The following is a 25,512-nucleotide window of genomic DNA, read 5'->3' as shown; positions in this document are numbered from 1 at the left end:
TAATGACTGGAAAAGCTGCCGATCCCATGCCTCCGCTCGACTGGCTACGCAGTTTCGAAGCGGCTGCGCGCCTGTCGAATTTCACCGCCGCGGCCGCCGAGCTCGGGCTCACGCAAGCCGCCGTCAGCCAGCACATCCGCTTTCTGGAAGAGCGTCTCAAGACGCGACTGTTCGCGCGGCTGGCACGCGGCGTGGCGTTGTCGCCGGAGGGCGCCGCCTATCTTCCCCATATCCAGTCGGCATTCGCGATCATCGGCAGCAGCACGCGCGAGTTGTTCGAGCCACGCGTTTTGCAAACCGTCACCATTCGCGTTCCGATTTCTTTCGCGCTGCTGGTGCTGGTCCCGGCTCTTCCCGATCTCGCAAAGGCGCTGCCGTGGATCAGGCTCGATCTGGTGACCATCCATCGACCGACGGACTACGACGACGCAGGCTCGACGCTCGACATCCGCTTCGGCAACGGTTCATTTTCCGGGCGCGACGCCGACCGGTTGACGGTCGAGCGGCTCGTTCCGGTCGCTGCGCCGATCTTGGCCGGAAATGCCGAATGGACATCGCTGCCGCTGCTGTTGGTGGCGGGCGCGCGCGAGATGTGGGCGGAGTGGTTCGCAGCCTCCGGCCTTGCCGGCCACTCCCAACGCTCGCATCGCTTCGACAGTTTTGTCGCCGCGATGGAGGCGGCGAAGTCCGGCGCCGGAGCGCTGCTGGGCTCGCGGCCGCTCATCGAGGCCGCGCTGAAGGACAATCTCCTTGTCAGGCTTTCCGATTTCGAGCTCTCGAGCCCATCGGGTCACTTCCTGACATGGCCATCGTCATCGCGGCTGTCCGGCGCCGAACAGGATTTTCGCCGCTGGCTTTTGTCGCGTCTCGCCAGCATTTCAGCATAGCGCCCGGGCTGGCTCCCCTATCCACTTCCAATAGATGAGCGTGCCGGTGAGCCCACCATGGGGTTTTAGCGCATAGTCCGGAATCTCGCCGGTCAGCGAGAAGTCGAGTTTTTCGTAAAGGCCGCCGGCCCCCTCTTCGCTTGCTGTGTCCAACACCAGCAGGGTGCGCCCTTTCTTGACCGCCAGTTCCTCGGCGGCCCGCATCAGGCCGGTGGCAATACCTTTGCCGCGATAGTCGAGGCGGGTCATCAGCTTGGCAATCTCGGCGCGGTGCGGTTGGTTGGGCGGGCAGTCGAGAAGCAGTGTGACGGTGCCGGCAAGCGTCTTGCCATCCCATGCGCCCAGCACTGCCCGTTCCCCGCGCGCCGCGGCAGCGAGCGATTTGCGCCAGAACTCGTGGGCTGCATCGGGGGACAAGGGATGCATGAAGCTCACCGATCCGCCGGCGGCGACTGTCTCGATCAGCAGGTCGGCGAGCATCCCGCTGGTTTTTGCGTCGTCGTTCAGCGCCCTGATTTCAGGCGGGTTCATGTCGGTGGTCTCCAGTGATGAGGTATCGGGCCGCGGTCATGCGAAATGACTGCTACGTCTTCGGCGGCGCGCCCTTCGGATTTCCGCGATACGCTCGGCTTCGTCCTCGCTGAGGTGCCGCCCGCGCTCCAGGATCTCGAGCGTGTATTCCTCATAGGTGAGCCCAAGCCGCTCGGCCTTTTCCAGCCGCATCAGCATGACGGCGTGGCTCGGCGCCTTCCAGGCTTTGTCGTGGGCGGTGCGCCAGGCAAGAAAGATGTAGGGGTCCCCCTTGCCCCAGGGCGGACCTTCGTAGTCGTCGAGAGGCGGCCCGCCATTGTGGGACCGTTCAGGCCGGCGTGCCATGCGATCAGCCCCGGACCAGCGCCACCAGATACTCGGCGGCTTCCGGTCCCGGAGCGTGGAAGGTGCAGTCCGACGGGGCTCCGAGCGCCAGGCAGTCGCCCGGCTCCAGCCTGTGCACGACATTGCCTTCGGTGAAGTCCAGGCGGCCGCCGATCAGCCAGATCTGCTGCTTGATGAAGGCATAGGACGCTGCCGGGAATTCGACCTTGGCGCCTGCCGGCAGGCTGACCCGGATCAGTTCGAGCGGCATTTGCGTTGCCGGCGACAGATGCCGTCGCACATAGCCGGTCGCCGGATCCTGCCAGACCGGCTGCTCGTCCTTGCGGGACACACTGCCGCCCTGCATTTCGGCGCGGGCAATCAGCGTGGAGAGCGTCATGCCGAAAGCCGACGCGATGCGCACGAGGAGCGCCGCGGTCGGACTTGTCATGCCGCGCTCCATGGCGCTCAGCATCGCCTTGGAAACGTCGGAACGCTCGGCCAACTCGGCCAGCGACCATCCCCGCAAATCACGCTCGGAGCGTATCCGCCTGCCGATCGTGGACGTGATGTCGTTCGATATATCAGTCATTCATCCAATATATCGAAATTCCGGGATGAAGGAAGAGGCTGGTCTATCGCATTTTCGCGAGTGGTTTAACGGGCCCTACACCATCCGACCTCACGCGGCTTTAACCCCGATTGGGATAGCTTTGACCCCGAGGGGAATGGGACAGGTAACCGATGTTTGTTGAACGCGAAGCCTCCATTGGGGAGCCGACCTCGCAGGAGCGCCGCGACGCCCAGCAGAGCGACAAGCGCATCCTGGGCAACGTCGTGCAATGCGACGGTGCGCGCGCTACCATCAGCGCCTATGCCGAAGATGCCGAAGGCACGGTGACCGGCCTGTGGACCGTCGGCAAGATGATTTCCATCAACCTTGGCGCGACGCGAACCGTTGGCCTTGTCTATGCGATCGGCAAGTCTGACCGCGCCTGGAGCAATGAGGGCCAGAACGCAATCGAGGTCAGCATCGAACTGATCGGCGAGGTGCGCGACGGAGCCGAGCCCAGCGCCAAACCGGTCTTCGACCGCGGAATCACCACCTATCCGCATATCGGCGCGGTTGCCCACCGTATCCGCAGCCGCGACCTGCAGGCCGTCTACGATCTCGCCGGCCGCCATTCGATCACCATCGGCACGCTGTCCCAGGACGAGGCGATCGACGCCAACATCGCTGTCGACGACACGCTGGCGCGCCATTTCGCCATTGTCGGCACGACCGGCGTCGGCAAATCCACGGCTGTCTCGCTGCTGTTGCGCAAATCGATCGAGGCGCGGCCCGATCTGCGCGTGCTGATCCTCGACCCGCACAACGAGTTTGCCGCCTCGCTTCCGGAATACTGCGTGAAGGTTGATTCCAAGACGCTCGACCTGCCGTTCTGGATGTTCAGACTGGAAGAATTCGCCGAAGTTCTGTTTCGCGGTCGCGAGACCGTTCCGGAGGAAGTCGACGTCCTGCGCGACCTCATCCCGGCCGCCAAGAACCTCTATCGCAACCCGAGCTCCGGCTCGTATATCAGGCGCGGCAGCGATGCGCTGACGGCGGACACGCCGGTGCCTTACCGCATCGCCGATCTGCTCAAGCAGATCGACGAGCGCATGGGTCTGCTCGAAAGCAAGAACGATCGGCCGACACTGAAGTCGTTGAGGACGCGCATCGAATCGGCCGCTTCCGACCCGCGCTACCGTTTCATGTTTAATTCGCGGCTGATCGAGGACACCATCCACGAGACGATCGGCAACATCTTCCGCGTACCGAACCATGGACGTCCGGTGACCTGCTTCGAGATGGCGGGCATGCCGTCCGAAGTCGTCAATTCGGTCTGCTCGGTGCTGGCGCGCCTCGCCTTCGACCTTGCGCTCTGGAGCGAGGGCCGGCTGCGGCTGCTCCTGCTTTGCGAGGAAGCGCACCGCTACATGCCTGCCGATCCGCGCCTCGGCTTCGCGCCGACCAGGCACGCTTTGTCGCGCATCGCCAAGGAAGGCCGCAAATATGGCTGCTATCTCGGCGTTGTGACCCAGCGTCCAGGCGAGCTCGATCCGACCATCCTGTCGCAATGCTCGACCTTCTTCGCCATGCGGCTCGCCAACGAGCAGGATCAGGCCATCATCCGCTCGGCGATCGCCGATTCCTCGGCCTCGACGTTGGCGTTCCTGTCCTCCATGGGCCAGCGCGAAGCCATTGCCTTCGGCGAAGGCGTGGCGACGACCATGCGGCTCAAATTCGAGAAACTGTCCCAGGAATTCATTCCCGGCACAGCGAAGCGGGAGCAGGCCTTGCCCGCGGATTCCGGCGACGATGTCGATCTCGCCGGAATTGTCGAGCGTCTGCGCAACGTGCCGAAACCGCAGCAGTCGATAGCGTTCGCCGAAGCCGTCGATACCGGGCGCCAGGCTGGCGACCCCGACTACCGCAAGCCATCGGCGCCGCGCGTGCAACCGGACGACGATTTCGACATGCGTTACGGCCTGAGGCCCTCGACCTTCGGCATGCGCCAGCAGAACGACTAATCGTTCTGCATCTTCGCGCCGACTGAGTCCCGGGCTGAGTCGACTGAAGTCGCTTTCGAGAACCGGAGCGGACATATAGTCCGTGAGCACGCGCATGACCCCGAAAATCGAGAACGCTTTTCGGAAAGGATCATAGGAGACGCGCGGCGCGGTAGAAGCGCAGAACACGGCTCCAGGCGGCCAGCGTCAAGAATTTGATCATGGAATTTCAGGCGCAGACGCGGTTGCGGCCCTGCTTCTTCGCCTCGTAGAGCTGCCGGTCGGCGCGGCGATAGAAGTCCTCGGCACTCTCCTTGCGGTCCCAGACGGCGAGGCCGACGCTGGTGGTGACCTTCAGCCGCACATTGCCCGACATGATCGACAGGTTGGCGATCGCCTTGCGGATGCGCTCGGCGAACCGCGCGAGCAGTTCCGCATCCATGTTGGGCGTGACCACGGCGAACTCCTCGCCGCCCAGCCTCGCCACCACATCGTGATAGCGGGTCATGCCCCGTACGCACTGCGCGACGGACCGCAGAACCTCGTCGCCGACATCGTGGCCATGCGTGTCGTTGACCTGCTTGAAATGATCGAGATCGAGGATCATCAGGCCCACCGGCTTGTCGATGCGGCCGAATTCGTCGAGATATTCCCGCAACGCGTCATCGAAGTAGCGGCGGTTCTGCATTCCGGTCAGGCCGTCGGTGAGTGCTGCGTGCTCAAGCGTTTGCGAACGGGCGCTCAGCGACACCGTCATGGCGCGCAACTTGCCCTCTTCCCTCACCTGGCCGCGGATCAGCGGGTAGATGAAGAAGGTTCCAAAGAACAAGGCAGCAGCCAGCAGCGCACCGGTCACGAACAGCAATTTGTTGAGATAGGCGATTCTGTCGAGACGCGATGCGGTGTCGAGAGCGGTCGCGATATCCTGCAATTGGCCATAGGCGTGAAAGGTCACCAGGCCGGCGGCCAGGATCACGAAGATAAAGACGAAAAACGCCGATTCCGCCTTGTGAAAACGCATAACGCCCCGCGGTACTGCGACCGTCGCCGTTATGGCATGCCAGGCCTTACGGACGGTTAACCCGGACAACCGTGACGGGAAGCTGCGCTCACAATTCCAAGCCCTGATCAAATCGCATTCTATCAGTCCGCGATTGACCATTTCTCGCCCGGGCGTAACCTTTGCCACTCCGGCCCCAGTTGGTGTTTGAACCAGGTCGTCTGCCGCTTGGCATATTGGCGCGTCGCGATCTTGGCTCGCTCAATCGCTTGGGGAAAGCCCATATGTCCGGCCATCGCGGCCTGCAGCTCGCGCACGCCGATCGCCTTCATCGCCGGCAGGTTCGGATCGAGGTCGAGTGCCATCAACTGCCTGACCTCGTCGAGCGCGCCCTTGTCGAGCATTTGATCGAAACGCGCCCCGATACGCGCCACCAGTTCGCCGCGATCCGGCTCGATCACCAGGAAGCGTGCGCTGTCGCGGTCGATGAGCGGCTGGCCGCGTGCCGCTTGCCATTCAAGGATCGACCGTCCCGACGCGTCGAGCACCTCCAGCGCCCGCACAATGCGCTGGCCATCGGTCGGCCGGAGCTGCATGGCGACAGCCGAATCCTGATGCATCAGTACACGGTGCAGCCGTTCTGCCCCTTGTTCCTTGAGTTCGTAGCGCCAGCGCTCACGCACCGAAGGCGGAATGTCGGGCATGTCCGAGATGCCTTCGGCTAAAGCTCGGAAATAGAGCCCGGTGCCGCCGACGAAGACAGCCGGCCGGCCGGAGAAAATACCTTCCGCGATCAGCCCGGTGACGTCGCGCAGCCAGGCGCCGGTCGAGTAGGCTGTCGAAGGATGCACGTGACCGTACAGATAATGCGGCACGCGCGCCGTTTCGGCCGCGCTCGGACGCGCCGTCAGCACGTCAAGAACCGAATAGCCCTGCATGGAATCGGTGTTGACGATGACGCCGCCCTTGCGCTCGGCGATGTCCAGCGCCAGCGCCGACTTGCCGCTGGCGGTCGGCCCCGCTATCAGGATGGCGTTTTTCACGCGGCCTTCGCCCGCCTGCCTGCCGGAATTTTCGATGCCTCTGATCGCCACGCTTGTGTCCAATCCCAAAGACCGCCGAGTGTCGGTCCCGCTTGCGAATATCGCCTCGCGAGCGGCAGGCGCAAGCGCCGTTCATTGGCTGGCCGAGGATGTCGCCTGCGATCTGGTTTTGCCGGAGACTCCCGACATCGGCGAATTGACGGCCAATCTGCGCGCGGCATTGGCCTCCGAGCCGGTCGACATCATCGTCCAGCCGGCTGAAGGCAGGAGGAAGAGGATCCTGCTTGCCGATATGGATTCGACCATGATCAATCAGGAATGCATCGACGAGCTTGCTGACGAGATCGGCGTCAAAGACCGTGTCGCTGCGATCACCGCGCGATCGATGAATGGCGAGATCGCATTCGAGCCGGCCTTGCGCGAACGCGTCGCCTTGCTGAAGGGCCTCGACACGGCGGTGGTCGACCGCATCCTCGCCAACCGGCTGACGCTGGCCGCCGGCGGCCGCGCGCTGGTGCAGACCATGCGTGCCAACGGCGCCTGGACGGCGCTGGTCTCAGGCGGCTTCGACGTCTTCACCAACCGCATCGCCGCAATGCTGGGCTTCCAGGAAAACCGCGCCAACCGGCTGATCGAGGACGGCGGCAGATTCACCGGCACGGTGGCCGCGCCTATTCTCGGCCGCGCCGCCAAGGCCGAGGCGCTGCTCGACATCGCGGCAAGGCTGGGCGTGACGACGCAGGATGCCGTTGCCGTGGGCGACGGCGCCAATGACCTCGACATGATCCGCCTGGCCGGCACTGGCGTCGCTCTTCACGCCAAGCCGGCGGTGGCTGAGCAGGCAAGGATCCGCATCGACCACGGCGATCTGACGGCGCTGCTCTACCTCCAGGGCTATCGCCAGGACGAGTTCGTGCAATGAAGCCGATCCGCACCGAGCGCCTCATCTTGCGCAATTGGGAAGAGCGCGACCGCGCGCTCTTCCATCGCATCAACTCGGACGAGCGCGTGATGGAATTTTTTCCGTTCCGCCGCGACCGGGCCGCGGCGGACGCAAAGATGGACGAGCTCCGCGCCTGGATCGATGAGGATGGCTACGGTTTCGCCGCCGCCGAGATTGCCGCCACCGGCGAGTGCATCGGCTTCGTCGGCCTCCTCCAAACCGATCATGTGCCTTCCCTGCCGGCCGGCACGATCGAGATCGGCTGGCGGCTGGCACCGGAATACTGGCGCAAGGGCTATGTCACCGAGGCATCCGAAGCCTGGCTCTCCTTCGGTTTCGAAACGCTGGAGCTGGACGAAATCGTCTCCTTTGCCGTCGTGGAAAACCATCGTTCGATCGCCGTCATGAAGCGGCTCGGCATGCGCGCCGACCCGGGCGCCGATTTCGACCATCCCGCCGTGCCGGACAGCCACCCTCATCTTAAGCGGCATGCGCTGTACCGGCTGTCGCGCGACGACTGGCAGGCGCGAAAAAGGGCGGCCCGCTAGCCGCCCATTCTTGCGAATCAACCCGTTCGGGCTCTCCGGAATCAGTCCATCCGGATCGTGACGAAGCGCAACTCGCCGGATTTCGAGGCGAGCATCAGCAGCGCGTTCTTGCGGCCCTGCTCTTTCAGCGCGCCGATCCGGTCCATGACATCCTTTGGCGTGCCGACCGATTCCTGCGCGATCTCGGTGATCACCTCGCCGGGCTGGATGCCGCGTTCGGCGGCGGCCGAATCCTTGGCGACGTCGGTGATGACCACGCCCGACACATCGGCCGCGATGCCGAATTTCTGTCTGGTCTGCTCGTTGAGCTCGCCAACGGTCATGCCGAGCACCGAAGCCGTCGACACAGGAGCCGCCTTGTCGCCCTTGTCCTCGCCGGTACTGCCGTTCTCGCCGCTGGCCAGCTTCTCGCCGTCCTCGAGCCGGCCGAGCGTCACCTTCACTGTCTGCTCGACGCCCTTGCGCACGATGACGACGTCGACGGCCTTGCCGACCGGGCTTTCGGCGACGACGCGCGGCAGGTCGCGCATTTCGTGGATGTCCTTGCCGTCGAATTTGATGATGACGTCGCCGGCTTGAACCGTGCCGTTGTCGACCGGTCCGCCCTTGATGACACCGGCCACCAGCGCGCCCTTGGCCGTCGCCATGCCGAGGCTTTCGGCGATGTCTTCCGTCACCGGCTGGATGCGCACGCCAAGCCAGCCGCGCCGCGTTTCGCCGAACTGGCGAAGCTGATCGACGACGCCCGCGGCGAGCTGCGAGGGAATGGAAAAGCCGATGCCGATCGAGCCGCCGGACGGCGAGATGATCGCCGTGTTGATGCCGATGACCTCGCCACTGCTGTTGAACAGCGGACCGCCGGAATTGCCGCGATTGATGGCGGCGTCGGTCTGGATGAAGTCGTCATAGGGGCCGGAATTGATGTCGCGGTTGCGCGCCGAGACGATGCCGACCGTGACCGTGCCGCCAAGACCGAAAGGATTGCCGATCGCCATCACCCAGTCGCCGACGCGCATCTTAGTGGAATCGCCGAACTTCACCGCCGTCAATTTGTGGCCCTTCGGATCGACCTTCAGCAACGCGACGTCGGTCTTTGTATCGGTGCCGACAAGCGTCGCCTTCAGCGTCACGCCGTCGGAGAAATTGACCTCGATGTCGTCGGCATCGGCGATGACGTGATTGTTGGTCACCACGATGCCCTGCTCGGCATCGATGACGAAGCCGGAGCCAAGCGACTGCACCTTCTGCCCACCGCCCTTGTCGCCGCCACGGTTCTTGAAGAAGTCATCGAAAAAGTCCTGGAAGGGCGAGCCTTCCGGAAGCTGTGGCATCGGCACAGCACCGGGGCCTTCCGTGCCTTTGACGGTTTGCGAGGTCGAGATGTTGACCACCGCGCCGAGCAGGCGTTCGGCGAGGTCGGCGACGGAAGGCGGCGCGTCGGAGGCGATCGTGGGCGTGACGAAGGACGGGACGGCAATTATGCCGACGACGAATGCGGTGGCGCCGGCGAAAAACCTGCGCCGCGCCGCGCGCAACAGGGTGTCGGATATCATCGTGGCCTCCCGGCGTTTTTGAAAAAGAAAGGCGCTTCCGCAAAGGCGCCCGTCCAATTCATGTTGGCAAGAAATAAGGCACGTTTGCGGCTATAGCTATCGGCGGAAGATAAATCGTCAATCGCCTCGGCACCAAGGAATTTCATCAGCCGCGAACCAGCCAGACGATGGCGACGCCAAGGGCGATTGCAGCCAATCCGGCGATCCGCAGCACATTCTCCGGCAACGACAGCACCTCCGCCGCCAGTTTCCTGGCCAGAGCCGGAAACCCGCCATAGACCAGGCCCTCGATGACGAGGACCAGGCCGATAGCCGCGAGGAAATCCTGCACCGTCCGCTACTGGGCGCTGCCGGGTTGCGTGGCCGGGGCTGCCGGCGCCGCGGGCGCGGGCTGCGGTGCCGCCGGCTGTCCGGGCTCGGGCTTGCTTTCCGGATCGCGGAAGAAACGGAAGAACTCGGAGTCGGGCGACAGCACCATGGTGGTTCCGGTGCTGTCCAAGGCCGTGCCGTAAGCATTCATCGAGCGATAGAAATCGAAGAAGCCCGGGTCTCGCTTATAGGCTTCAGCAAAGGTGGCGCTGCGCTGCGCCTCGCCCTCGCCGCGCAGGATCTCCGATTCCTTCTGCGCCTCGGCGATGATCTCGACGACCTCGCGGTCGGCCCTGGCTTTGATACGCTGCGCCGCCTCGTTGCCGCGAGCTCTCAGCCGCTCGGCTTCCGCCAGGCGTTCGGCTTTCATGCGATCGTAGGTCTGCTGCGATACTTCGGCGGTCAGATCCGTCCGGCGGATGCGCACATCTTCGATGTCGAGGCCGAGCGACGTCGCGTCCGGACGCAGTTGGTCACGCACCTCGCGCATCATGACGCCGCGTTCTTCGGAAAGTGCCGCCTCGAAATCGCGCAGACCATAGACGCGGCGCAGCGCCGCATCGAGACGCGTCTTCAGCCGGGCTTCGGCGAGTTCCACCTGCCCCGATACCGCCGCGCGGAACGTGCGCGGATCCGAAATGCGGTAGGCGATGAAGGCGTCGACCTCGTAGAACTTGCCGCCGGAGACCTGAACGCGGATATTGTCGAGGTCGAAGCGCATCACTTTTTTCTCGATCGTCTGAACGCTGTCGGCATCAAAGAAGGCGAATGGCGCCTTGAAATAGATGCCCGGCTCGGTCTTGACGTCGATGATCTCGCCGAACCTCAGCACGATTGCCTGCTCGCCCGCCTTGACGACGAACACCGACGAATAGAGCAGAAACAGAAGGACGGCCGCGATGACCGCGATGATGGGAAGACGGTTGGCCATCACTGGTTACCTCCCAGCGCAGGCGCGGGCGGCGCCTTGGGCTGCAGTGCCGGCAGCGGCAGATAAGGAAGCACACCCTGCCCGTTGCCCTGCTCGACGACGACCTTGTTCGAGTCCTTCAGGATCCTCTCCATTGTTTCCAGGTAAAGGCGCTTGCGCGTCACGTCGGGCGCCTTGGCGTATTCGTTGTAAACGGAGATGAAGCGCTGCGCCTCACCTTCGGCTTCCTGCACGACCCGGTTCTTGTAGGCGGCGGCATCTTCGCGGATCTGGGCCGCCTCGCCGCGCGCCTGGCCGAGCTTCTGGTTGGAATATTGATTGGCCTGCTCGACGAACTTGTCCTCGTCCTGCTCGGCGCGCTGCACCTCGTCGAAAGCATCGGCGACCTCGCGCGGCGGGGCGGCGTCCTCGATGGAGATTGCGTTGACTTGCAGACCCGTCTTGTAACCGTCGAGCGTGTTTTGGATGATCTCACGCACCGATGTGGCAATACCCTGGCGATCGTCGCGGAAAATATCCTGCGCGGGGCGCCGGCCGACGACCTCGCGCATGGCGCTTTCGGCCACCTGCGTCAGCATGCCGTCGGGATCTGAGACGTCGAAAAGATAGGCCCTTGGATCGGAAACCTGGTAGGCGACCGAGAACTGCACATTGACGATGTTCTGGTCGCCGGAGAGCATGAGCCCGGAGCCGCTGCTCGCCCCGCCGCCGATGCTGACGAGCTGCTCGGAAATCTTTGCCGTTTCGACCGTTTCGATCGGCCACCAGTGGAAATGCAGGCCTGGCTGCGAGAGCTCGGCCTTCGGCTTGCCGAAGCGCAATTCGACCGCGACCTCGTCAGGCTGCACGGTATAGATAGCCTTGAAAGCCCAAAGCACGACAAGCGCGAGCGCGATCAGCCCGAGGACGGCCGGGCTGGCGCCGCCGCCTCCCGGAAGAGCGCGCCGCAGCCTGTCCTGGCCGCGGCGGATGATGTCCTCGAGATCGGGAGGCGACCCGGGCGGGCCGCTCGGGCCTTTCGGTCCCTGTCCCCAGGGCCCCTGATTGCCGCCGCCGCCCCATGGGCCGCCGCCACCGCTCTTGTCGTTCCAGGGCATGAATGTCCTTTCGCTTCGGTTCCCTCAGGCCTTGCGGCGCGATCCTAGCGCATGACCTCGAAAACCGATATCGGTTTTCCGAAAGGAATCATGCGCCAAATCAAAGTTTTACGGCGACCTTCTTGCGCGTCCGGTTGGAAGCGTGGCGCTGTACCCTCGTTCTTCTATAGGGACGCCGTGACGCGCTTTCAACGCGATCCGCTACGCGCGCCTGCGATTTGAGCCGTCAGCGACCCTTTGTCCTCGTCAGTGACCGTCGCCGCGGCGCTCGTAAACCGTATAGCGTGTCGCGTGGCTGTCCTTTTCGCCCGCCGGAAAATCCTCGGATCGGACGATCCGCCAGATCGCGGGGTCGATCGGCGGAAAATGAGCGTCGCCATCGACCGCGGCCAGCACATGCGTGACGTGGAGACGATCGGCCAACGGCAGGGCCTGGGCATAGATCTCGCCGCCGCCGACGACGCAGATCTCCTCGGCACCTGCCATGCAGCGGCCGCGCACCTTGGCCAGCGTGATCGCCTCGTCGAGCGAATGGGCAACTTCGGTGCCCTCGGATCGCCAGTCTCTGGCTCGCGTCACCACGATGTTGAGCCTGCCGGGCAGCGGCCGGCCGATGCCCTCATAGGTCTTGCGGCCCATGATGATCGGCTTGCCCATCGTATCGGCCTTGAAGCGTTTCAGGTCGCTGGAAAGCCGCCACGGCAGCCCGCCTTCGCGTCCGATCACGCCGTTCTCGGCAATGGCGACGTAGATCGCGATGTCCATCAGCCGCCGTTCCCGCTATTGTCCGACGGCTCGAGCAGCAAGATGCCGATATCGTGCTCCGGATAAAAATCCTTGGCCGTCATCTCGAACGTCGTCGGACCCACCTTGCGGACGTTGTCGCCGCAGAAGGAGACCAGATTCTTTGGGCTGCCCTTGTCGATGGTGAGCTTGAAATTGCCGATACTACCGGACGCCCAGTTGCCGCCGGTGGTCAGGATATATGCGATGCGGCTCTCGAAATATTTGGGATAGCCGTCGGGATTTTCCTTCGCCGCCTTGCGCACAGCGTTCTCGAACCCGCCGTCCATGCAGTAGCGGGTCTTGTAAGTGTCGTACTGCCCCTGGAACTTGCCGTCGTAATAGAAGCTGACCGATGACGTGCCGCCGACGCTCGGCTTGTAGCGGTGCGAGACATGGACTTGCTTGTTGGCCGGGAAGGTGGAGCGCCACCAATAGGTCGAGCGCAATTGCCAGAACGGCGCGTAGGCAGTTTGCATGCCCGAACTGTTGTCGGCGGTGTCTTCGATGATGATGCCGCGATCTTCCCAATCCTCCGCGACGTCCTTGGGCAGCTTTGCCAGCGCCGCCTTGGCGGCGTCGCCGAACGGATAGAGCGGCACGTCGTGCGCCTGGAGTTCCGCGGTGATGTCGATGCCCAGCGCGAACGCCTTTTGTTCGAGCTGCGGGTTGGCGTCGACGCCGTCGATCGTCACCTCGAAGCCGAGGAAATTGTCGCTCTGCGCTTCCGGGATCGCCGGCATCTCGTTCGGGTCGCCTTCGATGTCCGGCATCGGGAAGGCGACGATCGCGCTGACGTCCTTGTCGGTATTGTTGCGGAAAACGTAGTCGACGGTCACTTTTTCCGGCGAGATGAAGAGATCCTCGCTTTCCATGGCAACCGCATCGCTGCGCGACAGGATCAGCCCGCCGGTGCCAAGCTCGGCAACGGAATCGTTGGCGAAGGCAGGTGCAACCGAGAATGCCAGCGCTGCGGTCAGGATAGTGCGTAACATGGCTCCCCTCTCGACGGCATGACCGGGATCATGCGGATGCGCTTCCATCTAGAGCAATTCCAGGAGAAGTAGCTAGAGGCGTTCAACGTTTCTGCCAATCGGTGGAAGTTTTGCGTTCCCGCATGCCTGCCTGCCCCCGTCTGGACACCGGCCGCCCGATCGGGCAGGAGGACGCCTATGCGCAAGCTTCTCGTCATCGGCATCGGGGCCGGCAATCCCGACCACATGACCGTACAGGCCATCAACGGCCTGAACCGGGCCGACGTGCTGTTCGTTCCCGACAAAGGCGCCAGAAAGAACGACCTCGCGGAACTCCGCCGGCAGATCTGCGACCGCTTCGTCACAAACCCGAAGTCGCGCCGCGTCGAATTCGACGTCCCGGTTCGGGCCGAGCCGACATCGTCCTATCGCGTGACCGTCGACGACTGGCACGAGGCGATCGCCGAAATCTATGAAGGGCTGATCCGCGACGAGCTTGCCGAGGACGGCTGCGGCGCGTTCCTGATTTGGGGCGACCCCTCGCTCTACGACAGCGCGCTGCGCATACTGGAGCGCGTGCGCCTGAGGGGCAATGTCGGTTTCGAGCTCGAGGTCATTCCGGGCATCACCGCGATCCAGGCGCTTGCCGCCGTCCACGCGACCGCGCTCAACCGCATCGGCGATTCGATCCTGGTCACCACCGGCCGCCGGCTGACTGAGGAAGGCCTGCCCGCGAATGCCGGAAGCACCGTTGTCATGCTGGACGGCAAGTGCGCCTTCAACACACTGGTCGATCAAGATGTTTTCATTCAGTGGGGCGCTTATCTCGGCACGGCGGACGAGATCATCCTTTCCGGCCGCCTCGGCGATGTCGGCGCCGAAATCGAGAAGGTCCGAGAGGAAGCTCGGCGCAAAAAGGGCTGGATCATGGACACCTATTTGCTCCGCAAGCCCGGGGAGCCGGAGGAATAGGCCCCTTACAGGCCCAATCAACCGGCGTCGATCTCGGCCTGCAACGCCTGCATATGGACGGCCGCCGCTGAAGCCGCCGCGCGCTCGATCGCTCTGAAACGGCTGACGACGGCGAGACCCACGGCGGTCAATTGCGCGCCGCCGCCTTTTCGGCCGCCGGTCTGCGCCGCCACCAGCGGCTTGCCGAACACCCGGTTCATGTCCTCGACCAGGTCCCAGGCATGCTTGTAGGACATCTCCATGCCGCGCGCCGCGGCCGAAATCGAGCCGAAAGCGGCGATCTGCTCCAACAATTCGATCTTGCCCGGACCAATTCGTCCGTCAGGGTCGAGATTTATCCGCAGGCTCAGCGATGGCATCCTTTGTCCTCTGCGATCATGTCGAGATTACCCTCTCCGCCGCCACATCGCTATTCCAAACCAACATAGCGATATTGCCCTTCGTCAACCATCGGCCTCCACCGGCAGCCCAGCACCTGTCGTCGCGCTGTCAAAGCTCACCGTCTTGATCACCGCGAAGACCTCGCGGCCGAGCGCGAGCCGAAGGCTCTGCTTCGACTGTTTGGTGACGCGCGCCAGCACCGTTGCTCCGTTGCAGTCGATGGCGATCTCCACCGTAGGCCCGACGCCCGGCCTGACTGCGGCGATTTTGCCCGGCAGTATGTTGAGCGCGCTAAGACCCGACGGCTGTTCGGTCGCGATCATGACATCGCGGGCGCGGATGCGGAGCCGCACCAGAGCTCCCGCCGGGCGTGAAACGCGTGGCACGCGGATCTCGCCGGCCGGCGAGCCGAGCACAGTCATGCCGAAAGCCTCGTCGTGACGCAAAACCCTGGTGTCGAGCACCGCGCCGCCCTCGCCGCGCTCCTCCGCCGGCAAGAGGTCGAGCCGCTGCATGATCGCCTCGGTCGGGCCGAAAGCCGCGATCTTGCCTTGGGACAGCACCGCCACGTCGGTCGCCAGCCGCGCCACCTCGGCGACGGAATGGCTGACATAGGCGATCGGGATCTTCGTCTCATCGCGCAGCCGCTCGATATAGGGCAGGATTTCGGCCTTTCGCGCCTCGTCGAGCGAGGCGAGAGGCTCGTCCATCAAAAGCAGTTTCGGGCTGGCAAGGAGCGCGCGGCCGATCGCCACGCGCTGCTTTTCACCACCCGACAATTTCGCCGGCCGCCGGTCGAGCAGGGGACCGATGCCAAGAAGTTCGACCACCGCATCCATACTGGCGTAGCGCTCGGCAACCGGCGTGAACCAGCGGCCATAGCGCAGATTGCCGGCGACGCTCAAATGCGGGAAGAGCCGCGCATCCTGGAACACCATGCCGATCCGTCGCTTGTGCATCGGCACGAAGATGCCGGCGGCGGTGTCGACCAGCACGCGCCCGTCCACCGCGATCCGCCCTTTCCGCGGCCGGATCAGCCCGGCGATCACATTGATCAGCGTCGACTTGCCCGAGCCCGAAGGCCCGAACAGCGCCGTCAGCCGGCCGGCGCTTTCGAAACTCGCCTCGATGGCGAAATCGCCGAGACGATGACTGACGTCCACCGAGAGCGTCATTCGATGTCCATCCGCTGGCCGATCCGGCGCGCCAGAACCTCGGAGGCCACCAGCGCCACCATCGAGATGACGATCGAAATCAGCGTCAGGCGCAGCGCTCCGGGATCGCCGCCCGGCACCTGCGTGAAGGTGTAGATCGCCGAGGGCAGCGTCTGCGTCTCGTTGGGGATGTTGGAGACGAAAGTAATGGTCGCGCCGAACTCGCCCATCGCCTTGGCGAAGGACAGGATCGCGCCGGCGATCAGGCCGGGCAGGATCAGCGGCAGCGTGATTGTGGCAAACACCCAGATCGGGTTGGCGCCGAGCGTGCCGGCGGCCGCCTCCATCTTGCGGTCGACCGCCTCGATCGACAGCCGGATCGCCCGCACCATCAGCGGAAACCCCATCACCCCGCAGGCAAGTGCTGCCCCCGTCCAGCGGAAGGAAAAAACGATGCCGAAATGCTCGGCGAGGAAGGCGCCGGCGGGCCCGCGCCGGCCGAAGGTGAGCAGCAGCAGATAACCGGTCACCACCGGCGGCAGGATCAACGGCAAATGCACCAGCCCGTTGAGCAAGGTCTTGCCCCAGAACCGCCCCCGGGCCAGGACCAGCGCGATCAGGATGCCGGGCGGCAGGCTGGCGATCATCGCCACAGTCGCCACCTTGATCGACAGCCGGACCGCATTCCATTCGTCGGGAGTGAGGTCCAGCAGCCAGTTCATTTGCGGTGTTAGGTCTTTCTCAGTTGCTCGGCGCGAGCACCGTAAAACCCTGTTCCTTGAAGAGCGCGGCGGCCTTGGCTGACTCGACGCATTTCAGGAAGGCAGCCGTATCCTTGTCCTTCGAATCCGCGGTCTGGGCAATCGGGTAGATGATCGGCGGGTGCGAATCCTCGGGGAAGGTGCCGACGACCTTGACGCCCTTTTCGGCATGGGCGTCGGTGGCGTAGACGATGCCGAGCGCGGCCTCGCCCGTCGACACCAGCTTGAGCGCGGCGCGGACATTCTCGGCCTGCGCGACCTTGCCTTCGACGGAGGACCAGACGCCCAGCCATTCCAGCGCCGCCTTGCCATATTTGCCGGCGGGCACCGCCTTGAAATCGCCCATGGCGAGCCGACCGTCGCCGATGAGCCCGGCGAGGTCGAAGCCCTTCTCGACCTTCGCCTCGACCTTGGAATCTTGCGGCGCCACCAGCACGATCTGGTTGCCGAGCAGTTTCACTTCGGTGTCGGGCCTGGTCAGCTTCTTGTCGGAGAGATACTTCATCCAGTCGAGGTCGGCCGAGACGAAGACATCGGCCGGCGCGCCGCCTTCGATCTGCTTGGCCAGCGCCGAGCTTGCCGCATAGGAAATCGTGGCCGCCTCGCCGACCTCCGGCTCGCAGGCCTTGTTGACCACATCGAGCGCGTCCTTGAGACTGGCCGCGGCGAACACGATCACCTTGTCGTCGGCGTGGGCTGCCGGCACAGCCGCCATCAACGCTGCCGTCAGTCCGCCAATGGCCATCGCCTTCAATCCAAAACCCTTGCCCGTCATGAAACCTCGCCCTCTTCTGAAAATCCGTTCGGTTCGAGCCCTGATTCGATATATCCGGATGAACATAACAAGAAAAGGATTTTTAGGCTCTGCGCCGTTGTACGTCAGGATCCCACCAGCCCACGGTGAAGTCCGTTCGATACAGCGAGGCATAGGCAGATGTAGATCAGCGCCGGCAATATCCTGAAGGGCAAGGTCATCGTCGAGGGAGCGACCACGTCGCATGTCCGGATAGCTATCGGCGGCGACGTCCTCGACACGGCTTCGATCACCAACGAAGCGGTTGCCGATCTGCGACTGGGCAAGTAGGGCCTATGAGGTGATCAAGGCCTCCGACGTCATCGTCGCGACTGGCTGACGACTTGAGCGCTGGCAGCGCTCAAAGCGGGCCTTATACCGCGATCGGCGCCTTGATATTGGCGTCCGCAAAATAGTTCTCGAGGCGGAAATCCTCGAAGCGGAAGGCAAAAAGATCCTTCACATCTGGGTTGATCCACATCTTCGGCAGCGGCTTCGGCGTGCGCCGCATCTGCTCGCGCGCCTGCTCGAAATGGTTCGAGTAAAGATGCGCATCGCCGAGCGTGTGGACGAAATCGCCAGGCTTCAGGCCGGTGACCTGCGCCACCATCAGGGTCAGCAGGGCGTAGGATGCGATGTTGAACGGCACGCCCAGGAAAATGTCGGCCGAGCGCTGGTAGAGCTGGCAGGAGAGCCGGCCTTCCGAAACGTAGAACTGGAACAGACAATGGCAGGGCGGCAGCGCCATCGCCTCCACTTGGGCCGGATTCCAGGCTGAGACGATCAACCGGCGCGAATTGGGATTCTTGCGTACCTCCTTGAGAAGGGCGGCGATCTGGTCGATCTCGCCGCCGTGCCCATCCGGCCATGAGCGCCACTGCTTGCCGTAGACAGGGCCGAGATCGCCGTTCTCGTCGGCCCATTCGTCCCAGATGGTGACGCCGTTGTCGTTGAGATATTTGATGTTGGTGTCGCCCGCCAGGAACCACAGCAACTCGTGGATGATCGACTTCAGATGCAGCTTCTTGGTGGTGGTGACCGGGAAGCCGCGTGAAAGGTCGAAGCGCATCTGGTAGCCGAACACCGACCGCGTGCCGGTGCCGGTGCGGTCGCCGCGATCGGCGCCGTTCTCCAGCACATGCTTCAACAGGTCGAGATATTGGCGCATCGGCTCGGCCTCGATTCGGATGACAAGCGATCATAGCCGACTGGCGGTCGGTCGAATACCCAAAGCCTACAGATGTCGATCCGGCGCCGAAAAATCCACGGCGCCGGCACGTTGCCATGCTGGCTGCCGATAGCCTTGCCTCAGAGAGAACCCAGTTTGCCCAGGTCCTTCGCCACCAGATAGTAAAAAGTCACGCGGCTCTTGGTGTTGTCGGCGGCCATCGCCTTGCATGCCTTCTCGATCGAGGCGTCGGCCTTCTTGGCGTCGACAATCCCAAGCTTCTTGGTCACCCAGTTGTCCCGGACGCGCTCGAGCTCCTTCGGGTCTGCGCAGGAGACCAAGGAGGAATCGCGGTTCCTGAGCGCGATGCCCAGATGCTTGACGATCTTCTCGACCGCATCGGCGCTGGCGCCGGCATCGTATTTCTTCACATCCGCAAGATAGTCGGCCATGAAACTTCCCCTCGTCGGCGCCACGGATCCGATCGATGAGGCTTGTGGCGCGCCGCGCAACTTATGCGCTAGGTCAGGATATTCCTCATCGCCGGCGGAGCTTCGATTGAGTAGACGCGCAAGTCAACCCTCGGCTGTCGAGTTTGGCGCAGGGGACAAGCCTCGACTTGGCCCTTTCATTTTTCGTAACCGCTCCCTATATTCGCTTCGTCGGCTTGACCGACTATGGCGATAAACAGGCGATGAAATAAGCCGTTCGGACCCGGGGGCGGTACCCGGCGCCTCCACCAAAAACCGCTCTTCCAAAGGGAGCGGCTTTTGCTGGGGGCGAAATAGGATCGACGAAGGTGTAAAGATCGTACTTTTGCCCGGCATTGTACCACCGTCATCGGGCTAAACTTATAGTTGCCAACGACAACTATGCGGAAGCTCGTCTCGCTGCTTAATGCAGTGCGAACGCTTCAAATGAAGCCCTAGAGGTTCGCACTTCTAGGCGGGGTTCGGAGGTACCTGGCAACAGAAACCTCCACCTTCCCCCTCGCCTTCCAAGTCAATTGAACGGCCAAGCATGCTTGGCGCGCCTGCTTGCGGTCCTGCCTGGGCTGAAAAAGGCCGGGCAATCCCGGCCTCTCCGATTTTCTATCCGCGTCTTACTCGGCAGGCGCTTCGACCGCTTCGCGCGCACGGCCGAGCGTCAGCTTGGCCAGCGTGAAGGAAATCACCGCGCAGAGCGTGATGCCGGCCACCATCGGCAGCGGCGTGCCGTCGAAGAAGAGGCCCGCCACGCCCATCGCCAGCGCGCCGATGGCGAAGTGCAGCGTGCCCATCAGCGCCGATGCCGTGCCGGCGATCTCGCCATGCTCTTCCATCGCCAGCACGGAGGTGGTCGGAATGACCAGGCCAAGGAAGCCGTAGCCGACAAAGAGCAGCGCCGCCATCACGTCGAGCCGGTCGACACCGGATGCCATGATCGCGAACAGCGCCACCATCACCGTGGCATAGCCGGTCACCGCGACCCACACGACCCGCTTCAAGCCGAAGCGATCCGCCAGCATCCCGGTCAGCTGCGACATGCCGATGAAGGCGACCGCGTTGATCGAGAAGAACACGCTGTAGACCGACGGCGACAGGCCGTAGTGGTCGATCAGGATGAAGGACGAACTCGACAGATAGACGAAGAAGCTCGCAATGCCGAAGCCGGCGATCGCCGTCAGGCCAAGGAAGTTGCGGTCGCTCATCAGGTAGCGGTAACCGGCAAGTGCCGTGCCGAAGGACGAGTTGGCGCGCTCCTCCGCCGAACGCGTCTCTTTCAGCGAGGTCGCGAGCAGGATGGTGGCTAAAGCGGCGGCGCCCGTCACAGTCCAGAACACGGCACGCCAGCCGAAGCTCTCGATGATCTGGCTGCCCGTGAGCGGCGCGAGGATAGGCGACACCGAGAACACCAGCATCAGCAACGACATCAGCTTGGCGGCCTCGTTGCCGGTGTGCAGGTCGCGCACGATGGCGCGCGGCACTGCCATGCCCGCGCTGGCGCCGAGCCCCTGCAGGAAGCGGAAGGCGATCAGCCACTCGATATTGGGCGCCATAGCCGAGCCGACGCCGCCAACCATGAACAGCGCGAGTCCGACATAAAGCGGCAGCTTGCGCCCAACCATATCTGAGATCGGTCCGACGACGATCTGGCCGAAGCCCATCGACAGGAAGAAGATCAAGAGGCTCATCTGCACGGCGGCGGTGCCAGCTTTCAAATCCTCACCGATCGAAGGCAGCGCTGGAAGGTACATATCGATGGCGAAGGGGCCGATTGCGGACAACAAGCCGAGCACGACCGCGATGCGGAGGAATTTGGGACTCATGGTAGGGCTTCTTTCGGATCTGGTTGTCGCCGTGGTCCGGCGCTACCCGAGGACGTTCCATCCCGTGGAACCCCGACATCCGGGATGTGAAATCATCGTCGCTTCAAAGCGCGAATCTGTCGTTTCCCGGGAGCGGACTTCGCTTTATGGTGTCTATAAATTTAGACAGGCTTGTCCAATTCGTCAATCATCGCTATATAGATTTTTATGAAGGTCGGCGTTTCTCCTGACACTTTCCCGCCACGCAGCCACGAGGCCAAGCGCATATCGGTGGTTGATGCTGCCGCTTCGGTCTTCTGCCGCGAAGGCTATGCCGGCGCCAATATCGACCTGATCGCGGCCGAGGCCGGCGTTTCGCGCCAGACCGTCTACAATCACCATGGCGATAAGGAAAAGCTGTTCATGGCCATTGTGCGCGACCTGACGGAGCGCTGCAATGCCGGCATCTTCGCCACCATTGCCACCTTTCCCGACCAGCCCGCCGATCTCGAAGCCGATCTTGTCGCCTTCGCGGTGCGCATGAACCGCAACTGTATCTGCAACCGCGACGGCCGCTTCCTGCGCAAGCTGATCCAGGCCGAGGGCGAGCGCTATCCCGAGCTTTTTGCCGAGTGGCGCGAACAGGGACCGGGCCGCACCTGGTCGGCGCTTGCCGCCCGCTTCGCGCGGCTGGCCTATGCCGGGCACCTCTCGATCGACGATCCGGACGTGGCGGCGCGGCAGTTCCTCGCACTAGTCAACGCCGAGTTGCAGACAACCTTCATGCTCGGCGGCATACCGACGGAGGAAGAGGTGTTGCGCTCAGCGACCAATGGCGTGCGCACCTTCCTGGCCGCCTTCGGCAGGAAGAAAGCGGCAGCCGCCCGGCAGGCCGCCCTCGCCCACGCCTGAGCGATCAAATCGCCGCCAGCCCTCTTGGCCTTAGCTTTCGGCGCCTATATGCGGTTTACGCCGCGCCCAAGCTTGATTACAGCTATGCGGACGATTCAACGGAACCCGACCGTCACATGGCCGACGACCACATCCGCTACGACATTCTGGCCCAGGAGGCATTGCGCGGTGTCATGCGCAAGGTCCTGGCCGAAGTCGCGCGCACGGGCCTTCCGGGCAACCATCATTTCTTCATCACCTTCCTGACCGGCGCGCCGGGCGTGCGCATCTCCTCGCGGCTGCGCGAGCGTTATCCGGAGCAGATGACCATCGTCATCCAGTTCCAGTACTGGGACCTGAAGGTGACCGACACCGGTTTCGAGGTGGGACTCTCCTTTTCCGACGTGCCCGAAAAGCTCGAAATCCCCTTTTCCGCCGTGCGCGGTTTCTATGACCCATCAGTGAATTTCGAACTCGAATTCGACGTCAAGGCGGACAACGCCGCGGAAGACGACGACGCCGCGCCGGCCCCGGAGCTGCCGATCGCGGTCGTGACCGAAAAGAAACCGGAATCGAAGAAAAAGGCCACCGAGGCCGAGAAGAAGCCGGCTGCCGCCGATACCGGCGGCAAGGGTGCCGAAGTGGTTTCGCTCGACGCCTTTCGCAAGAAGTGAGCCGGGGAAATGGGCGAGGTCGTCAATCTCCGCCAGGCCCGCAAGCAGAAAGCGCGCATCGAGAAGGAACGCCTGGCCAGGGAAAACCGGGCATTGCACGGCCGTTCCAAAGCCGAGCGCGAGCGTGACCGGCTGACGTCCGACATGACGGAAAAATTCATGGACGGCCATCGCCGCGAAAAGCCCGGCGATCCGGACCGGCGCTGAGCGCCCGGATGGCCGCTGTCGAAAAACGCTCGGTGACGATCCGCGGCCACCGCACCAGTTTTTCCCTGGAGCAACCCTTCTACGACGATTTGGTGGCGATCGCGACGCAGCGCTCGCTGTCGCTCGCGGCCCTCGTTGCCGAGATCGACGAAACGCGGACACGTGACGCCAACCTCTCCTCCGCGCTCAGACTCTACGTGCTCGCCTGGGCAAAGCGCGGCGGCAAGGCATCTTGACCGGCCTCAGACCGGATCGCCGAGGCTTTCCTGCGCCTTGCGCTTGGCGCCGAAGCAGAGCAGGGCCGAACGGTCGCGTTCCTCGGCCTGCTTTTTCGACCGCACCCGCATCAGGTCCTTCCAGCCGATATAGCCGACCAGCCGTGCATCCTCGCGCGAGACGACCGGCAGATGCGAGACGTTGGCCAGGAGCAGCTTGTCTGACAGTCCTTCCAGATATTCGTCGGGATAGGCGAGCGTGACCTTGCTGCCGGCCAAAAGTTCGCCGAGCGTCGTCTTGCGGTGCTTGCCGGCGCGGCGCCAACGCAGGATCGCCGGCGGATCGATGAGGCCGAGCACATGGCCTTTCTCGTCGATCACAGGAAAGCTCGGATGGCGCGTGTCCGGGGCGGTCAGGAATGCCGCCGCGCCGTGCAGCGTCATCGTCGCCGGCACGCTCTCGACCTTGGTCGTCATCACCTCGCGCACCCTGGTCAGCGCGAAGGGATCGACGCGGTATTCGCGAACGAGGTGGTGTCCGCGCCGCGCCACCTTTTCGGTCAGGATCGATCGCTTCATCAACAGCACGGTGACGGCATGGGCGGTGGCGCAGGCTGCGATCAGCGGCACCAGCATGTGGGTGTTGCCGGTGAGTTCGACCGCGAAGAAGGTCGCGGTCAGCGGCGCGCGCATGGTGCCGCCCATGGTCGCGGCCATCGCCAGCAGCGGCCAGAAGCCGGGCGTCGCCTCGGGCAGGATGCCGGCAAGCACCGCGCCCATCGCGCCGCCCATGATCAAGAGCGGCGCCAGCACGCCGCCCGACGTTCCCGAACCCAGCGCCACCGACCAGATAATGGCCTTGACGACCAAAAGCGTCAGCGCTGCCGCCGCCAGCACATGGCCATCCAACATGTTGGCGATGTTGTCGTAGCCGACACCGAGCGCCTGCGGCTCGATCAGTCCACCGATACCGACCACCAGGCCGCCGATCATCGGCCACCACATCCAGTGTATCGGCAGCTTCTGGAAGGCGTCCTCGCAGGCATAGACCATTTGCGTCAGCAAGCCGGAGAGCAGGCCGGCGCCAATCCCGACCAGCACCCAGCCACCCAATCCGGCGATCGACGCTTCCATGCTGCCCGAGAACGGGAAGATCGGTCCGGGCAGGTGCAGCAAGGTGCGTTCGACCTCGGCGATGATGGCGGCGACGGCGACCGGGATGAAGCTGCGCGGCGTCCATTCGAACAGCAGCAGCTCGACGGCAAGCATGATTGCCGCGATCGGCGTGCCGAACACGGTCGTCATGCCGGCCGCCGCGCCCGCAACCAGCAGCGTCTTGCGTTCATTGTCGCTGACCGGCAGCATCTGCGCGATCAGCGAGCCGATCGCCCCGCCGGTCATGATGATCGGCCCTTCGGCGCCGAACGGTCCGCCTGAGCCGATCGAGATCGCCGACGACAATGGCTTCAATACCGCCACTTTGGCGTCGAGCCGCGAGCGGCCGAGCAGGATTGCTTCGATGGCTTCCGGAATGCCGTGGCCGCGGATCTTTTCGCTGCCGAAGCGCGCCATCAGCCCGATGACCAGCGCGCCGATTACTGGAACCAGCACGGCGGCATAGCCGAGCGGCGTGTCCTCGAGCCTGAGCTCGGCCAGTGTGAACTGGCCGAAATAGGCGATGTTGGTGGCGAGCCTTATCAGCTTCAACAGCGCGATGCCGGCAAACAGCCCGGCGGTCGCCACAACGACTGCGATGGCGGCGATGATGAGCACCCGCGGATCGGTGGTGAAGTCGCGGAGATGGCCGTTTCCGGCATGAGCGGATTTCATTTGGGAGCCTGAGCTTTCTGGCGGCGCGGTACCGTCCGGTTGTCGGGCGGCTACATATCGTAACACGATATAATTCTTCAAGGCCGTTTTTGGTGGTTGCTCCGCGTCATTTTGGTCATGGATGCGCCAGGCTTTCATTAGAGTTGAGCTTTGGCCGGAAAGGGCGATAAGTCGTGGCATGACGCATCCGAAGAAACCACGTCCCGCCATCAGCCAGGCCGACTATCAGCGGCTTTCGGAGTTCCGCTACCTGATCCGCCGCTTCCTCGAATTCAGCCAGTTGCAGGCGAATGAGGCGGGCTTGACCCCGCGCCAGCACCAGGCGCTGCTGGCGATCAAGGGCTATCCCGGCGGCGGGCCGGTGGCAGTGGGCGATCTGGCGGAGCGGTTGCGCATCCGCCACCACAGCGCCGTCGAACTGGTGAATCGGCTGAGCGAGGCCGGCTTGGTCGCGCGGGATCAAGACAAGGCCGACCACCGCCGCGTCCTGCTGCAACTCACCCCGCTCGCCGACGACCGTCTCGCCGAATTGTCGGCCGCCCATCTCGACGAGCTTGCCCGCATCGAACCTATGCTCAAGCGCCTGCTTTCGCGGCAGGAGCCGGTTTGAGCGCTACATCCAGTGCTGTCCTTCGCGACGTCT

29 protein-coding genes, 1 other RNA gene and 1 pseudogene are annotated in these 25,512 nt (G+C 63.7%); 12 read left to right on the top strand and 19 right to left on the bottom strand.

Annotation, left to right across the window (positions count from 1 at the left end; translation table 11 throughout):
- The first annotated feature begins 26 nt into the window (after positions 1–26).
- On the top strand, positions 27–887 hold the full coding sequence (locus tag P9217_RS18315) for a LysR family transcriptional regulator (RefSeq protein ID WP_278087827.1): 861 nt from the start codon (positions 27–29) through the stop codon (positions 885–887).
- Here P9217_RS18315 and P9217_RS18310 read toward each other — a convergent pair.
- From P9217_RS18310 to P9217_RS18300, 3 genes are read right to left on the bottom strand one after another with little or no spacing between them, the layout of a single operon-like run.
- Positions 879–1,418 (bottom strand): GNAT family N-acetyltransferase, encoded by a 540-nt coding sequence (locus tag P9217_RS18310; protein ID WP_278087828.1) that lies wholly within the window; start codon positions 1,416–1,418, stop codon positions 879–881. The two genes, P9217_RS18315 and P9217_RS18310, sit on opposite strands and share 9 nt — an antisense overlap.
- A gap of 36 nt (positions 1,419–1,454) precedes the next feature.
- Positions 1,455–1,763: a hypothetical protein gene (locus P9217_RS18305; protein WP_095824890.1), complete on the bottom strand. Its 309-nt coding sequence runs from the start codon at positions 1,761–1,763 to the stop codon at positions 1,455–1,457.
- A 4-nt stretch (positions 1,764–1,767) separates the two neighbouring features.
- Positions 1,768–2,334, bottom strand: coding sequence for an XRE family transcriptional regulator (locus tag P9217_RS18300; protein WP_095802667.1), 567 nt, complete (start codon positions 2,332–2,334; stop codon positions 1,768–1,770).
- 152 nt (positions 2,335–2,486) lie between these two features.
- Between P9217_RS18300 and P9217_RS18295 the strand changes: the two genes are divergently transcribed.
- Positions 2,487–4,316 carry an ATP-binding protein gene (locus P9217_RS18295; RefSeq protein ID WP_095824891.1) on the top strand — a complete coding sequence of 610 codons (1,830 nt, stop codon included), beginning with the start codon at positions 2,487–2,489 and terminating at the stop codon, positions 4,314–4,316.
- Positions 4,317–4,524: 208 nt separating this feature from the next.
- Here P9217_RS18295 and P9217_RS18290 read toward each other — a convergent pair whose 3' ends face one another.
- Together P9217_RS18290 and miaA are read right to left on the bottom strand one after the other, a co-directional pair.
- Positions 4,525–5,316 (bottom strand): GGDEF domain-containing protein, encoded by a 792-nt coding sequence (locus P9217_RS18290; RefSeq protein ID WP_066990920.1) that lies wholly within the window; start codon positions 5,314–5,316, stop codon positions 4,525–4,527.
- 122 nt (positions 5,317–5,438) lie between these two features.
- Entirely contained in the window at positions 5,439–6,383 is a 945-nt protein-coding gene (miaA, locus tag P9217_RS18285) for a tRNA (adenosine(37)-N6)-dimethylallyltransferase MiaA (protein WP_278087874.1), read from the bottom strand.
- Here miaA and serB point away from each other — a divergent pair.
- Together serB and P9217_RS18275 are read left to right on the top strand one after the other, a co-directional pair.
- Positions 6,373–7,260: a phosphoserine phosphatase SerB gene (gene serB, locus P9217_RS18280; RefSeq protein WP_095802669.1), complete on the top strand. Its 888-nt coding sequence runs from the start codon at positions 6,373–6,375 to the stop codon at positions 7,258–7,260. The two genes, miaA and serB, sit on opposite strands and share 11 nt — an antisense overlap.
- Positions 7,257–7,829 carry a GNAT family N-acetyltransferase gene (locus P9217_RS18275; protein WP_095802670.1) on the top strand — a complete coding sequence of 191 codons (573 nt, stop codon included), beginning with the start codon at positions 7,257–7,259 and terminating at the stop codon, positions 7,827–7,829. Before serB ends, P9217_RS18275 begins: the two co-directional genes overlap by 4 nt.
- A gap of 41 nt (positions 7,830–7,870) precedes the next feature.
- On the opposite strand, the gene P9217_RS18270 is transcribed toward P9217_RS18275, so the two are convergent.
- The 6 genes from P9217_RS18270 to P9217_RS18245 all read right to left on the bottom strand — a co-directional run bounded on the left by P9217_RS18270 (position 7,871) and on the right by P9217_RS18245 (position 13,557).
- Entirely contained in the window at positions 7,871–9,382 is a 1,512-nt protein-coding gene (locus tag P9217_RS18270; protein ID WP_278087829.1) for a DegQ family serine endoprotease, read from the bottom strand.
- Positions 9,383–9,527: 145 nt separating this feature from the next.
- The gene (locus P9217_RS18265; protein WP_095783779.1) at positions 9,528–9,713 is read right to left on the bottom strand and encodes a DUF2065 family protein; all 186 of its coding nucleotides are present in this window, start codon (positions 9,711–9,713) and stop codon (positions 9,528–9,530) included.
- A gap of 6 nt (positions 9,714–9,719) precedes the next feature.
- Positions 9,720–10,682, bottom strand: a complete 963-nt coding sequence (locus tag P9217_RS18260) for a protease modulator HflC (protein WP_278087830.1) — start codon at positions 10,680–10,682, stop codon at positions 9,720–9,722.
- Entirely contained in the window at positions 10,682–11,779 is a 1,098-nt protein-coding gene (hflK, locus tag P9217_RS18255) for an FtsH protease activity modulator HflK (RefSeq protein WP_066990906.1), read from the bottom strand. The genes P9217_RS18260 and hflK overlap by 1 nt, the downstream gene beginning before the upstream one ends.
- Before the next feature lie 246 nt (positions 11,780–12,025).
- Positions 12,026–12,544: a dihydrofolate reductase gene (locus P9217_RS18250; protein ID WP_278087831.1), complete on the bottom strand. Its 519-nt coding sequence runs from the start codon at positions 12,542–12,544 to the stop codon at positions 12,026–12,028.
- The gene (locus tag P9217_RS18245) at positions 12,544–13,557 is read right to left on the bottom strand and encodes a DUF4424 domain-containing protein (RefSeq protein WP_067323348.1); all 1,014 of its coding nucleotides are present in this window, start codon (positions 13,555–13,557) and stop codon (positions 12,544–12,546) included. Before P9217_RS18245 ends, P9217_RS18250 begins: the two co-directional genes overlap by 1 nt.
- Positions 13,558–13,734: 177 nt before the next feature.
- On the opposite strand from P9217_RS18245, the gene cobF reads away from it, so the two are divergent.
- Entirely contained in the window at positions 13,735–14,508 is a 774-nt protein-coding gene (cobF, locus tag P9217_RS18240) for a precorrin-6A synthase (deacetylating) (RefSeq protein ID WP_067323209.1), read from the top strand.
- A gap of 17 nt (positions 14,509–14,525) precedes the next feature.
- Here the strand turns inward: cobF and P9217_RS18235 are convergent, their stop codons facing one another.
- The 4 genes from P9217_RS18235 to modA all read right to left on the bottom strand — a co-directional run bounded on the left by P9217_RS18235 (position 14,526) and on the right by modA (position 17,579).
- Positions 14,526–14,867: a winged helix-turn-helix domain-containing protein gene (locus tag P9217_RS18235; RefSeq protein ID WP_066990897.1), complete on the bottom strand. Its 342-nt coding sequence runs from the start codon at positions 14,865–14,867 to the stop codon at positions 14,526–14,528.
- Positions 14,868–14,951: 84 nt separating this feature from the next.
- Positions 14,952–16,064 (bottom strand): molybdenum ABC transporter ATP-binding protein, encoded by a 1,113-nt coding sequence (modC, locus tag P9217_RS18230; protein ID WP_067323206.1) that lies wholly within the window; start codon positions 16,062–16,064, stop codon positions 14,952–14,954.
- Positions 16,061–16,765 carry a molybdate ABC transporter permease subunit gene (gene modB / locus P9217_RS18225; protein WP_067323203.1) on the bottom strand — a complete coding sequence of 235 codons (705 nt, stop codon included), beginning with the start codon at positions 16,763–16,765 and terminating at the stop codon, positions 16,061–16,063. The genes modC and modB overlap by 4 nt, the downstream gene beginning before the upstream one ends.
- 19 nt (positions 16,766–16,784) lie before the next feature.
- Positions 16,785–17,579: a molybdate ABC transporter substrate-binding protein gene (modA, locus tag P9217_RS18220; protein WP_278087832.1), complete on the bottom strand. Its 795-nt coding sequence runs from the start codon at positions 17,577–17,579 to the stop codon at positions 16,785–16,787.
- Between the two features lie 165 nt (positions 17,580–17,744).
- Here modA and P9217_RS18215 point away from each other — a divergent pair.
- A pseudogene (locus tag P9217_RS18215) lies at positions 17,745–17,937 on the top strand (transporter).
- 33 nt (positions 17,938–17,970) lie between these two features.
- Here P9217_RS18215 and P9217_RS18210 read toward each other — a convergent pair.
- Together P9217_RS18210 and P9217_RS18205 are read right to left on the bottom strand one after the other, a co-directional pair.
- Positions 17,971–18,765 (bottom strand): thymidylate synthase, encoded by a 795-nt coding sequence (locus P9217_RS18210; RefSeq protein WP_278087833.1) that lies wholly within the window; start codon positions 18,763–18,765, stop codon positions 17,971–17,973.
- Positions 18,766–18,905: 140 nt separating this feature from the next.
- Positions 18,906–19,217, bottom strand: a complete 312-nt coding sequence (locus tag P9217_RS18205; protein WP_127326048.1) for a DUF2853 family protein — start codon at positions 19,215–19,217, stop codon at positions 18,906–18,908.
- Between the two features lie 170 nt (positions 19,218–19,387).
- Here P9217_RS18205 and ssrA point away from each other — a divergent pair.
- Positions 19,388–19,748, top strand: a transfer-messenger RNA (tmRNA) gene (ssrA, locus tag P9217_RS18200).
- Between the two features lie 119 nt (positions 19,749–19,867).
- Here the strand turns inward: ssrA and P9217_RS18195 are convergent.
- Positions 19,868–21,073, bottom strand: a complete 1,206-nt coding sequence (locus P9217_RS18195; RefSeq protein WP_278087834.1) for a multidrug effflux MFS transporter — start codon at positions 21,071–21,073, stop codon at positions 19,868–19,870.
- A 207-nt stretch (positions 21,074–21,280) separates the two neighbouring features.
- Here P9217_RS18195 and P9217_RS18190 point away from each other — a divergent pair, with 207 nt between their 5' ends.
- From P9217_RS18190 to P9217_RS18175, 4 genes are all read left to right on the top strand, one after another.
- A complete protein-coding gene (locus tag P9217_RS18190; RefSeq protein WP_095783789.1) occupies positions 21,281–21,964 on the top strand; it encodes a TetR/AcrR family transcriptional regulator in 684 nt (227 codons plus the stop codon).
- A gap of 116 nt (positions 21,965–22,080) precedes the next feature.
- Complete coding sequence (locus P9217_RS18185) at positions 22,081–22,617, top strand: SspB family protein (RefSeq protein ID WP_066990875.1); 537 nt, start codon at positions 22,081–22,083, stop codon at positions 22,615–22,617.
- A 9-nt stretch (positions 22,618–22,626) separates the two neighbouring features.
- On the top strand, positions 22,627–22,824 hold the full coding sequence (locus P9217_RS18180) for a DUF4169 family protein (RefSeq protein ID WP_095802677.1): 198 nt from the start codon (positions 22,627–22,629) through the stop codon (positions 22,822–22,824).
- Positions 22,825–22,832: 8 nt separating this feature from the next.
- A complete protein-coding gene (locus P9217_RS18175) occupies positions 22,833–23,060 on the top strand; it encodes a ribbon-helix-helix domain-containing protein (RefSeq protein ID WP_095779013.1) in 228 nt (75 codons plus the stop codon).
- A gap of 6 nt (positions 23,061–23,066) precedes the next feature.
- Here P9217_RS18175 and P9217_RS18170 read toward each other — a convergent pair whose 3' ends face one another.
- Complete coding sequence (locus P9217_RS18170) at positions 23,067–24,869, bottom strand: chloride channel protein (protein WP_278087835.1); 1,803 nt, start codon at positions 24,867–24,869, stop codon at positions 23,067–23,069.
- Positions 24,870–25,047: 178 nt separating this feature from the next.
- On the opposite strand from P9217_RS18170, the gene P9217_RS18165 reads away from it, so the two are divergent.
- Complete coding sequence (locus tag P9217_RS18165) at positions 25,048–25,479, top strand: helix-turn-helix domain-containing protein (RefSeq protein ID WP_066990862.1); 432 nt, start codon at positions 25,048–25,050, stop codon at positions 25,477–25,479.
- Positions 25,480–25,512: the final 33 nt, after the last annotated feature.

The organism is Mesorhizobium sp. WSM4989 (assembly GCF_029625795.1).
Taxonomy (GTDB): domain Bacteria; phylum Pseudomonadota; class Alphaproteobacteria; order Rhizobiales; family Rhizobiaceae; genus Mesorhizobium.
Note: the sequence above shows the minus strand (reverse complement) of the source record. Positions and strands in the feature narration are given on the sequence as shown.

Excerpts from the sequence above, each read along its gene's own strand:
- P9217_RS18315 (WP_278087827.1), top strand. The coding sequence starts at position 27 with ATGCCTCCGCTCGACTGGCTACGCAGTTTCGAAGCGGCTGCGCGCCTG.
- P9217_RS18310 (WP_278087828.1), bottom strand. The coding sequence starts at position 1,418 with ATGAACCCGCCTGAAATCAGGGCGCTGAACGACGACGCAAAAACCAGC.
- P9217_RS18305 (WP_095824890.1), bottom strand. The coding sequence starts at position 1,763 with ATGGCACGCCGGCCTGAACGGTCCCACAATGGCGGGCCGCCTCTCGAC.
- P9217_RS18300 (WP_095802667.1), bottom strand. The coding sequence starts at position 2,334 with ATGACTGATATATCGAACGACATCACGTCCACGATCGGCAGGCGGATA.
- P9217_RS18295 (WP_095824891.1), top strand. The coding sequence starts at position 2,487 with ATGTTTGTTGAACGCGAAGCCTCCATTGGGGAGCCGACCTCGCAGGAG.
- P9217_RS18290 (WP_066990920.1), bottom strand. The coding sequence starts at position 5,316 with ATGCGTTTTCACAAGGCGGAATCGGCGTTTTTCGTCTTTATCTTCGTG.
- serB (WP_095802669.1), top strand. The coding sequence starts at position 6,373 with ATGCCTCTGATCGCCACGCTTGTGTCCAATCCCAAAGACCGCCGAGTG.
- P9217_RS18275 (WP_095802670.1), top strand. The coding sequence starts at position 7,257 with ATGAAGCCGATCCGCACCGAGCGCCTCATCTTGCGCAATTGGGAAGAG.
- P9217_RS18270 (WP_278087829.1), bottom strand. The coding sequence starts at position 9,382 with ATGATATCCGACACCCTGTTGCGCGCGGCGCGGCGCAGGTTTTTCGCC.
- P9217_RS18260 (WP_278087830.1), bottom strand. The coding sequence starts at position 10,682 with ATGGCCAACCGTCTTCCCATCATCGCGGTCATCGCGGCCGTCCTTCTG.
- hflK (WP_066990906.1), bottom strand. The coding sequence starts at position 11,779 with ATGCCCTGGAACGACAAGAGCGGTGGCGGCGGCCCATGGGGCGGCGGC.
- P9217_RS18250 (WP_278087831.1), bottom strand. The coding sequence starts at position 12,544 with ATGGACATCGCGATCTACGTCGCCATTGCCGAGAACGGCGTGATCGGA.
- P9217_RS18245 (WP_067323348.1), bottom strand. The coding sequence starts at position 13,557 with ATGTTACGCACTATCCTGACCGCAGCGCTGGCATTCTCGGTTGCACCT.
- cobF (WP_067323209.1), top strand. The coding sequence starts at position 13,735 with ATGCGCAAGCTTCTCGTCATCGGCATCGGGGCCGGCAATCCCGACCAC.
- P9217_RS18235 (WP_066990897.1), bottom strand. The coding sequence starts at position 14,867 with ATGCCATCGCTGAGCCTGCGGATAAATCTCGACCCTGACGGACGAATT.
- modC (WP_067323206.1), bottom strand. The coding sequence starts at position 16,064 with ATGACGCTCTCGGTGGACGTCAGTCATCGTCTCGGCGATTTCGCCATC.
- modB (WP_067323203.1), bottom strand. The coding sequence starts at position 16,765 with ATGAACTGGCTGCTGGACCTCACTCCCGACGAATGGAATGCGGTCCGG.
- modA (WP_278087832.1), bottom strand. The coding sequence starts at position 17,579 with ATGACGGGCAAGGGTTTTGGATTGAAGGCGATGGCCATTGGCGGACTG.
- P9217_RS18210 (WP_278087833.1), bottom strand. The coding sequence starts at position 18,765 with ATGCGCCAATATCTCGACCTGTTGAAGCATGTGCTGGAGAACGGCGCC.
- P9217_RS18205 (WP_127326048.1), bottom strand. The coding sequence starts at position 19,217 with ATGGCCGACTATCTTGCGGATGTGAAGAAATACGATGCCGGCGCCAGC.
- P9217_RS18195 (WP_278087834.1), bottom strand. The coding sequence starts at position 21,073 with ATGAGTCCCAAATTCCTCCGCATCGCGGTCGTGCTCGGCTTGTTGTCC.
- P9217_RS18190 (WP_095783789.1), top strand. The coding sequence starts at position 21,281 with ATGAAGGTCGGCGTTTCTCCTGACACTTTCCCGCCACGCAGCCACGAG.
- P9217_RS18185 (WP_066990875.1), top strand. The coding sequence starts at position 22,081 with ATGGCCGACGACCACATCCGCTACGACATTCTGGCCCAGGAGGCATTG.
- P9217_RS18180 (WP_095802677.1), top strand. The coding sequence starts at position 22,627 with ATGGGCGAGGTCGTCAATCTCCGCCAGGCCCGCAAGCAGAAAGCGCGC.
- P9217_RS18175 (WP_095779013.1), top strand. The coding sequence starts at position 22,833 with ATGGCCGCTGTCGAAAAACGCTCGGTGACGATCCGCGGCCACCGCACC.
- P9217_RS18170 (WP_278087835.1), bottom strand. The coding sequence starts at position 24,869 with ATGAAATCCGCTCATGCCGGAAACGGCCATCTCCGCGACTTCACCACC.
- P9217_RS18165 (WP_066990862.1), top strand. The coding sequence starts at position 25,048 with ATGACGCATCCGAAGAAACCACGTCCCGCCATCAGCCAGGCCGACTAT.